6 protein-coding genes and 2 pseudogenes are annotated in these 8189 nt (G+C 67.0%); 4 read left to right on the forward strand and 4 right to left on the reverse strand.

Annotation, left to right across the window (positions count from 1 at the left end; all coding sequences use genetic code 11):
• The first annotated feature begins 82 nt into the window (after positions 1 to 82).
• Together QOC69_RS23815 and QOC69_RS23820 are read left to right on the forward strand one after the other, a co-directional pair.
• Entirely contained in the window at positions 83 to 694 is a 612-nt protein-coding gene (locus QOC69_RS23815) for a TetR/AcrR family transcriptional regulator (protein WP_526444227.1), read from the forward strand.
• 83 nt (positions 695 to 777) lie between these two features.
• Positions 778 to 1496, forward strand: a pseudogene (locus QOC69_RS23820) (hypothetical protein); the annotation flags it as partial.
• A 34-nt stretch (positions 1497 to 1530) separates the two neighbouring features.
• Here QOC69_RS23820 and relZ read toward each other — a convergent pair.
• Positions 1531 to 3234, reverse strand: coding sequence for a bifunctional ribonuclease/(p)ppGpp synthase (gene relZ / locus QOC69_RS23825; RefSeq protein ID WP_526444229.1), 1704 nt, complete (start codon positions 3232 to 3234; stop codon positions 1531 to 1533).
• Positions 3235 to 3238: 4 nt separating this feature from the next.
• Complete coding sequence (locus QOC69_RS23830) at positions 3239 to 4111, reverse strand: DUF429 domain-containing protein (protein WP_526444231.1); 873 nt, start codon at positions 4109 to 4111, stop codon at positions 3239 to 3241.
• Positions 4112 to 4170: 59 nt separating this feature from the next.
• On the opposite strand from QOC69_RS23830, the gene purB reads away from it, so the two are divergent.
• Both purB and QOC69_RS23840 read left to right on the forward strand, forming a co-directional pair.
• Positions 4171 to 5589, forward strand: a complete 1419-nt coding sequence (gene purB / locus QOC69_RS23835; protein ID WP_526444233.1) for an adenylosuccinate lyase — start codon at positions 4171 to 4173, stop codon at positions 5587 to 5589.
• Entirely contained in the window at positions 5586 to 6824 is a 1239-nt protein-coding gene (locus QOC69_RS23840) for a cytochrome P450 (RefSeq protein ID WP_526444235.1), read from the forward strand. The genes purB and QOC69_RS23840 overlap by 4 nt, the downstream gene beginning before the upstream one ends.
• 53 nt (positions 6825 to 6877) lie before the next feature.
• Here QOC69_RS23840 and QOC69_RS23845 read toward each other — a convergent pair whose 3' ends face one another.
• Positions 6878 to 7738 carry an endonuclease domain-containing protein gene (locus QOC69_RS23845; RefSeq protein WP_526444237.1) on the reverse strand — a complete coding sequence of 287 codons (861 nt, stop codon included), beginning with the start codon at positions 7736 to 7738 and terminating at the stop codon, positions 6878 to 6880.
• A gap of 94 nt (positions 7739 to 7832) precedes the next feature.
• A pseudogene (locus tag QOC69_RS23850) lies at positions 7833 to 8189 on the reverse strand (hypothetical protein); the annotation flags it as partial.

An 8189-nucleotide genomic window follows, 5' to 3' on the forward strand; every position in this document is an offset into this window, starting at 1 on the left:
CCCGCCCGACGTTGGCCGACTTTCCTGTGGAGAGCCTTAAGACTGACCGAAAGCCCGAAACCGCACCGCCCTTGCTGGCAGAGTGCATTTTGTGACGGCAGCGGTTACTCCCAAGGGAGTTCGGCGAAGGTATGCGCTGGTCAGCGCAGCTGCCGACTTGCTCTGTGAGGGCGGCTTCGACGCGGTGCGGCACAGGGCCGTCGCTCGCCGTGCCGGCCTCCCGCTGGCGTCCACGACCTACTACTTCTCGTCGCTGGACGACCTGATCGCCAAGGCCGTCGAACACGTCGGCACCCGTGAGACCGAGCAACTGCACTCCCGCGTGGCGGCGCTATCGCGACGCAAGCGCGGTGCCGAGTCCACCGCCGACGTTCTGGTCGACCTCCTCGTCGGCGACGGGCCAGGCACGCGCGACGCCGAACAGTTGATCTCCCGTTACGAGCGCTACATCGCCTGCGCGCGCCAACCCGGCCTGCGCGACGTTCAGCGGCAGATCATGAAGCAGCGCACCGACGCCGTCGTCGAGGTGGTCGAACGGTCCGGTCGTTGCGTGCGCTCGGAGTTGTTGACGGCATTGGTGTGCGCCGTCGATGGCGCGGTGGTGGCGTCGTTGGTGGGTGTCGGCGAAGGTCCCCGCGCGACGGCGCGAGCCACCTTGGTCGACGTCATCGACGTCCTCGCGCCCTTCGACTGACTCCGATGAGTTTGGCGGAACGCCCCAGCGGCTACCTGGTCTGCACGGTGATGGGACTCACAGCAGGCTGACCGGGAGGCGCGATGACCGAGGCCGCGACGGTCGACGAACAACCCGAACTCAAGCGGGTGATGGGCCCGGGGCTGTTGCTGCTGTTCATTATCGGCGACATCCTCGGCACCGGCGTGTATGCGCTCACCGGCCAGATCGCAGGCGAAGTCGGTGGGGCAGCGTGGATTCCGTTCCTGGTGGCGTTCCTGATCGCGACCGTCACCGCGTTCAGCTACCTCGAACTGGTCACCAAGTACCCGCAGGCCGCCGGTGCGGCGCTCTATGCGCACAAGGCGTTCGGCGTGCAGTTCGTGACGTTCTTGGTTGCGTTCGTGGTGATGTGCTCGGGCATCACGTCGGCATCCACCGCATCGCGCTTCTTCGCGTCTTCACCACGGTGATCGCCTTCGGTCTGATCCTGTACGTCACCGCGTTCGCCAACAGCAAGGCGATCTCGGTGCTCGGCGGCACCACCGCGCTTTTGCTGCTGGCCGTGTTCGCGATGGTCAACGTCGCGGTGCTGGTGCTGCGCCGTGACGTCCAGGAGGCAGGCGGTCACTTCAAGACGCCGACCGTCCTGCCCGTCATCGGGTTCCTGGCGTCGCTGTATCTGGTGACGCCGCTGTCCGGCCGGCCCGCGCAGCAGTACGTGCTGGCGCTCATCCTGGTGGCCATCGGCACCGTGTTGTTCTTCATCACCATGCTGATCAACCGGCAACTCGGCATCCGCGATGCCGGCATCAAGGATCCAAAGGACTCTGGGGTCCGCACCGGAGTAGCGGCGGTCAGAGCTTCTCCAGCCGGCTCTCCAACAGGGACACCCGATCCGAGTTTCCGTGCAGCGCGACGTAGCGCTGACCGAACTTCGCCAGAAGGGCGTCATCGAGGCGGCGGACGGCGCCAGCCGGGTAGCGGTAACCCATGGCCAGGTTGACCGCGTCGGTGTCGACGGTATCGAGCAGATCGTCGAGCTCGTCGAGTGAGTCGACGCCGAGTTCGAGCAGGAGCCCCGACATCCACGCGTAGTGTTCGGTTCGCGACCAGCCCGCGTCAGGAAAGCGGTTGCCCAGATACGTGGCGAGCACAGGAGTGGCGATTCGAGGGTCGCCGGACTGTTCTGACCGCTGCGCGGGCGGCGAGGACTTCAGCCGCTCGCGGATCGCGGAGAATTCCCGGTCGGCCAGCTCGAGCAGGCCGGCGGCGAGCGTGAACCGCCGGTCCAAGTCGGGCGCATCCTCCTCGGGAATCGACCCCTTGTAGCGGATGTCGTGCTCGAACTCCGCCCACGCGTGCTGCAGGACGGTTCGCACCTGGATGGACGCGGGCTGCTGCTCGCCCTCGGCCACGACCAGCAGATGACGGCTCGCGTACCCCCACCTACCCTCCTGTGCGGTCTCCTGACCCATGTCGCGGTCGTCGAGCAATTGCACTTCCGCGGCCAGCAGGTTGGCCACCGTTGTGACGTCGTCGCGCAGGAACGTGATCACCCGCAGCCCGACCTGATCGGTGATCTCTGCCAGCGGGTCGGTGTAGAGGCGCTGGCCATCCACGCTGCGGTCGGCCTTCTCGGCGAACGACGCGACGCTCTTCGTTCTCGCAGTGACGCTGAGGTAGTTGATGCCCGCGTCGTCGAGCAGGGTGGTGACCAGGGCGAGATACCGGTCCGTCGCGCCGAGCAGCCCAGGGCGCCGATCTGCGAACTGCGCGATGGCGTCCCGTACCGCGCCGGGTGTGGGCTCCGGCGGCGCAGGGGTCAGGTCGGGCGGCAGCGTCGGTGTGATGGTGGCGCCCGTCTCGGCGTCTCCATAGGTCGTCACGTCGTCGGGTCGGCGCGTGGCGAACAGCCCGACGTAGGCGCAGATGACGGCGTCGACCGGATCCTCGGCGCGACGCAGTTCGCTCTTGCGTTCCGCCGTCTCCACCCCGTGCCGAAGCTCGACCCATCCGTCGTGGTCGGTGACCCGCAGCGACGGTGTCGCCTGCGCCAACGATTCGACGAGGTCCATCAACCGCAGCAGCTCCGAGCGCAACTGGGCGAAGCCGCGACCCGGCTTCGACTTGTACTTCAACGTGCGGCCGAGCCGGAACAACGCAACCATCGCCGGATGCGGATAGACCTCGATGGCCCGTCGTGGCGATCGGGAATCCGGATCGATGTCGAGATCGAGTGCGTTGGCGAGCCGGGCGGCGCGTGGCGTGCCCGAGAACTCGGGCTTGCCGGTGTTGGTGGGGTGCGCGCCCGCTTCGAATTTCGCGAAGTCACGGTTGAGCGCCGCCTCGCTCGGACGCTGACCGGTCGGGTTGTTCACCACCAGGGGCGCGTCGAAGGCGACGAGGCAGTCGCTTTCGACGTACGGCGTGATCGCAGCCCTGATGCTGGTGTCGTCCTGCGCCGTACTGAGGTGCACCAGCCTGCCCGCATCGTCGACAACGGCGACGCCCGTGGGTTTGCGTTCACCCCACGCGAGGTCCAGCCCGACGAAGTACATCCGTCTAGCCTGCCCCGTGGCGCGCGTCGAGTTGTTGCCGGATGTCGTCCAGCTCCACGGTCAAGGCGGCGAGTCTCTTCTCCGCGTTGGCCAATCGGGTGAAGAGGTCACGGTCCCGCGGCGGCTTTGGTGCGGCACCTCGAGCCGCAGGTGTCAGGCCTTCTGGCAAGGCAGGCGTGACGATGTACCCGGAGCCGAAGTCACCGTAGATCGTCACGTCCTCCGGGCGGTCGTACCAGTACAGCCCGACGTAGGCGCAGAGGACGGCATCGACGGGATCCTCGTCCCGGTCGAGCTGGCTCGGTCGGGTTGCAGCATCGACCCGTCGCCGGAGCTCGACCCACGAGATGCTGCGGTTGGCCCGAAGTCGCGGCGTCGCCGTGTCGAGGTCCTCGATGTGGCCCATCAACGTCATCAGCTCGTGATGGCGCACGTCGAACGGACCGCGCTTGTATTTCAGGGTTTTCTTGAGCCCGAACAAGGCGATGGTGGCGGGGTGTGGAAAGACCTCGATGGCCCGTCGGTCCGAACTCGACGTCGGGTCCATGTCGAGTTCGAGAGCATTGGCCAGCCGGGCGCCGCGGGGGTTCTTGAACTCGGGCCTGTCGCTGAACGCCGGTCGGGCACCGGCCTCGAAGACGGAGAAGTCGTGATTGAGTTCCTTCTCGCATTGCCGGGACCCGGTCGGGTTGGGCACGATCAACGGCGCATCGATCGCGACGAGGCAGTGTCCTTCGACGTACGGCGCGATCGCGGCCGTGATGTCCTCGTCGTCTTGCGCGATGCCGACGTGAAGTAGTCGGCCGTCGGAGTCGACAACCGCGACGCCGCTCTGGTTGTTCTCACCCCACGCGAGGTCGAGGCCGACGAAGTGCACATCGCTACCTTGCCTTATTGGAACGAGGGCGCGTACGGCTCTCAGTAAGCTGGACATTTGTGAGCATTCCCAATGTCCTGGCCAACCGGTACGCCAGCGACGAGATGGTGGCGATCTGGTCGCCGCAGGCCAAGATCGTCGCCGAGCGTCGGCTGTGGCTGGCGGTGTTGCGGGCGCAGGCCGAGCTGGGCGTGACGGTGCCCGACGGCGTGGTGGCGGACTACGAGCGGGTCGTCGACGATGTCGACTTGGAGTCGATCGCCGCGCGTGAGCGGGTGACCCGCCACGACGTCAAGGCCCGGATCGAGGAGTTCAACGCCCTGGCCGGCCACGAGCACGTGCACAAGGGCATGACCAGCCGCGACCTCACCGAGAACGTCGAGCAACTGCAGATCCGGCGGTCGCTGGAACTCGTCCACGCGCATGGCGTCGCGGTGGTCGCGCGGCTGTCCGAGCGGGCCGTGTTGTACCGCGATCTGGTCATGGCGGGCCGCAGCCACAACGTCGCCGCGCAGGCCACCACGCTGGGCAAGCGGTTCGCGTCGGCCGCCGAGGAGACGTTGCTCGGGCTGACGCGGCTCGCCGAGCTGATCGACCGCTATCCGCTACGCGGCATCAAGGGCCCGATGGGCACCGCGCAGGACATGCTGGACCTGTTCGACGGCGACACGGGTCGGCTGGCCGACCTCGAGCGTCGGGTCGCCGAATTCCTCGGCTTCGCAGACGTTTTCACCAGCGTCGGGCAGGTGTATCCACGATCGCTCGACCACGACGTGGTCTCCGCACTGGTGCAATTGGGGGCAGGCCCTTCCTCGTTGGCGCACACCATCCGGCTGATGGCCGGCCACGAGCTCGTCACCGAGGGCTTCGCGCCCGGTCAGGTCGGCTCGTCGGCGATGCCGCACAAGATGAACACCCGGTCGTGTGAGCGCGTCAACGGTCTGCAGGTGGTGCTGCGCGGATACGCGTCGATGGCGGCTGAGTTGGCGGGCGCGCAGTGGAACGAGGGCGATGTGTTCTGCTCGGTGGTGCGCCGGGTCGCGCTGCCCGATGCGTTCTTCGCCGTCGACGGACAGATCGAGACGTTCCTGACGGTGCTCGACGAGTTCGGTGCCTATCCGGCGGTCATCCAGCGCGAGCTGGACCGCTACCTGCCGTTCCTGGCCACCACCCGGATCCTTATTGCCGCGGTGCGCGCCGGTGTCGGCCGCGAGACGGCGCACGAGGTGATCAAGGAGCATGCGGTCGCCGTCGCGCTGGCGATGCGTGAGCGGGGTTTGGAGCCCGATCTGCTGGACCGACTGGCCGCCGATCCGCGGTTGCCGCTGGATCGTCGTGCGCTCGATGGTGCCTTGGCCGACAAGCAGGCGTTCACCGGTGCCGCCGGCGAACAGGTCGACGCCGTGGTCGGTGCGGTGGACGAACTGGTGAGCCGTTATCCCGAAGCGGCGAAGTACACTTCGGGCGCGATTCTGTGACCGTAGCGGGCTCCCTGTCCGGGATTGACTTCACCGATCTGGACAACTTCGCCGCGGGTTTTCCGCACGACCTGTTCGCGGTTCATCGTGCCGAAGCGCCGGTGTACTGGCACGAACCGACCGACAACACGCCCGACGGCGAGGGTTTCTGGTCGGTGGCTGCCTACGCCGAAACGCTTGCGGTGCTTCGTGATCCGGTGACGTACTCGTCGGTCACCGGCGGCTCGCGTCCCTTCGGTGGCACACTGCTTCAGGACCTGTCGATCGCTGGTCAGGTGCTCAACATGATGGATGACCCGCGGCATTCGGCCATCCGGCGGCTGGTCAGCTCGGGCCTGACGCCGCGGATGATCCGCCTGGTCGAGGACGACCTGCGGGCTCGGACCCGACGCCTGCTGGATTCCGTCGTGCCGTGCCAGCCCTTCGACTTCTTGGTCGACGTCGCCGCCGAACTGCCGATGCAGATGATCTGCATCCTGCTGGGAGTGCCGGAATCCGAACGGCATTGGCTGTTCGAAGCGATCGAGCCACAGTTCGACTTCGGTGGCTCGCGCACGGCATCCCTCTCGCAGCTGTCCGTCGAGGAGGCGGGTTCGCGGATGTACGCCTACGGACAGGAGCTGATCGCGTCGAAGCGCGCCGAACCGACCGACGACATGCTGTCCGTCGTCGCGAACGCGACCGTCGACGATGCCGACGCGCCGGCCATGTCCGAGCTCGAGCTGTACCTGTTCTTCAGCCTGCTCTTCAGCGCGGGCGCGGAGACCACCCGCAACGCCGTCGCGGGCGGGTTGCTGGCGCTGGTCGACCATCTGGACCAAATGCGCGCGCTGCGTGACGATCTGGACCTGCTGCCCGCGGCGATCGAGGAGATGGTGCGCTGGACGTCGCCGTCACCGTCGAAGCGGCGCACCGCCACCCGTGACGTCGTACTCGGCGGATGTCGGGTCGAGGCGGGGCAGAAGGTGCGGATCTGGGAAGGGTCGGCCAACCGCGACGGTTCGGTCTTCGCTGACGCCGACTCGTTCGACATCGGCCGTAAGCCCAATCCGCACTTGGGCTTCGGTCAAGGCGTGCACTACTGCCTCGGCGCCAACCTGGCACGCCTCGAGTTGCGCGTGCTGTTCGAGGAGCTGCTCAGGCGGTTCTCGTCGGCGCGTGTGGTCAAGCCGGTGGAGTGGACCCGCAGCAACCGGCACACCGGCATCCGCCACCTGGTCATCGAGCTCACCTAAACTAGCCCCCACCCCCCAGCGATTTGTGAGCGTATTCGTTCGCGAGGCGACGCTTAGCGCTCACGAATCGCACGCTTGATCTCGTTAATGACGCGGTCAGCGTACTCAATGAGGTCGAGCCAGGTGAATCTGAGCACCTGCCAGCCACTGAGGGTGATGGCATTCTGCCGCACGCGGTCGTTGTGGAAGTCGTCCGAATCGCTGTGGAAGGCAAGACCGTCCGCCTCGAGGGCGACCTTGCGCGCAGGAAACCCGACGTCGACTTTGTAGCCTGCAACCGAGTAGTTCGCCTTCCAACCAGTGATGCCTGCGGTCTTCAACAGTTGGATTAGCAGGCGTTCCGCCGCGGAGCGCGCACCGTCATCCGCTGCCTGAAGCAATCTCCGCGCGGCCGGTGAACCGTGCCTTCCCTTGTTCCGAAGATGGGCCGCCCACAACGCCCGGAGTTCGACGTGTCGCTGCAACGCCGAATCCATCAGCTTGGCCCCGCCGCGGAGTTTGACTGCGGCTTCGATGACGGTCAACGGTAGCGACGTCACCCGCAGCCCATTGTGTTCGACGATGTCTGCCGGCGTCAGGTTGCGTCGGCGCAAGCGTGATCCTCGCCTGCTGCGGCCATGACAGCTCTTCGGCATCGTAACTTCGACGATGTCGGGCGCGAACTTCGTCACGCCGAGCCACCACGCTGCCGTCACCCCGGTTGCAGTGGCCCTCGGCCCATAGCCCCACACGGCTGCGCGTACCCGCGCCGCATCCGTGAAAGGCCTGTCGTCGACGAAGAAGACGCCGGCGGAGCAGCGGCGCCACAGTCCAGAAGCCACACGACGCCGAACTGCTTGGTCGCTCAATCCAACGGACCGTGCTTGGGCGAGGGTGATGACTCCGTCGTGGCGACGCAGATAGGTGTCGAGCACTTCCTTCCGACGCGGCAGACGTCCCCGCTGGTTCCCCGCCGCGCGACTTGTGAGCGCGAACCGTCGCGTGGCGAACGAATACGCTCACAAATCGCTAGGTGCGGCGGGTGACGCCGGCGGAACGCAGCTCCAGGTTGGCCAGGCCGCGGACGGCGACGGCGTCGTCGCGACGCCACGCGCCCACGGGGTCGATGCTGACCGCGGCGAGCTTGGCCAGCGGACGATTGGCCAGCGCGCGGAGCGCGAGCAACTGCTCACCGGCGGGGGTGGCCGCCAGCGTGATCGCCGTCCACTTCCGCCGGAAGAACCGCACCCGCAGGAACAGCCACGGCATCACGACGGCCAGGATCGGCGTCGCGGCCACCGCGAGCGCCAGCACCCACGCCAGCCAGGTCGCGGTGGAGTCGAGGCTCTGACCGGCGCCGGCGATGTCGAGTGCCGCTTCGCTGGC

This window comes from Mycobacterium sp. (assembly GCF_032162105.1).
GTDB lineage: Bacteria > Actinomycetota > Actinomycetes > Mycobacteriales > Mycobacteriaceae > Mycobacterium.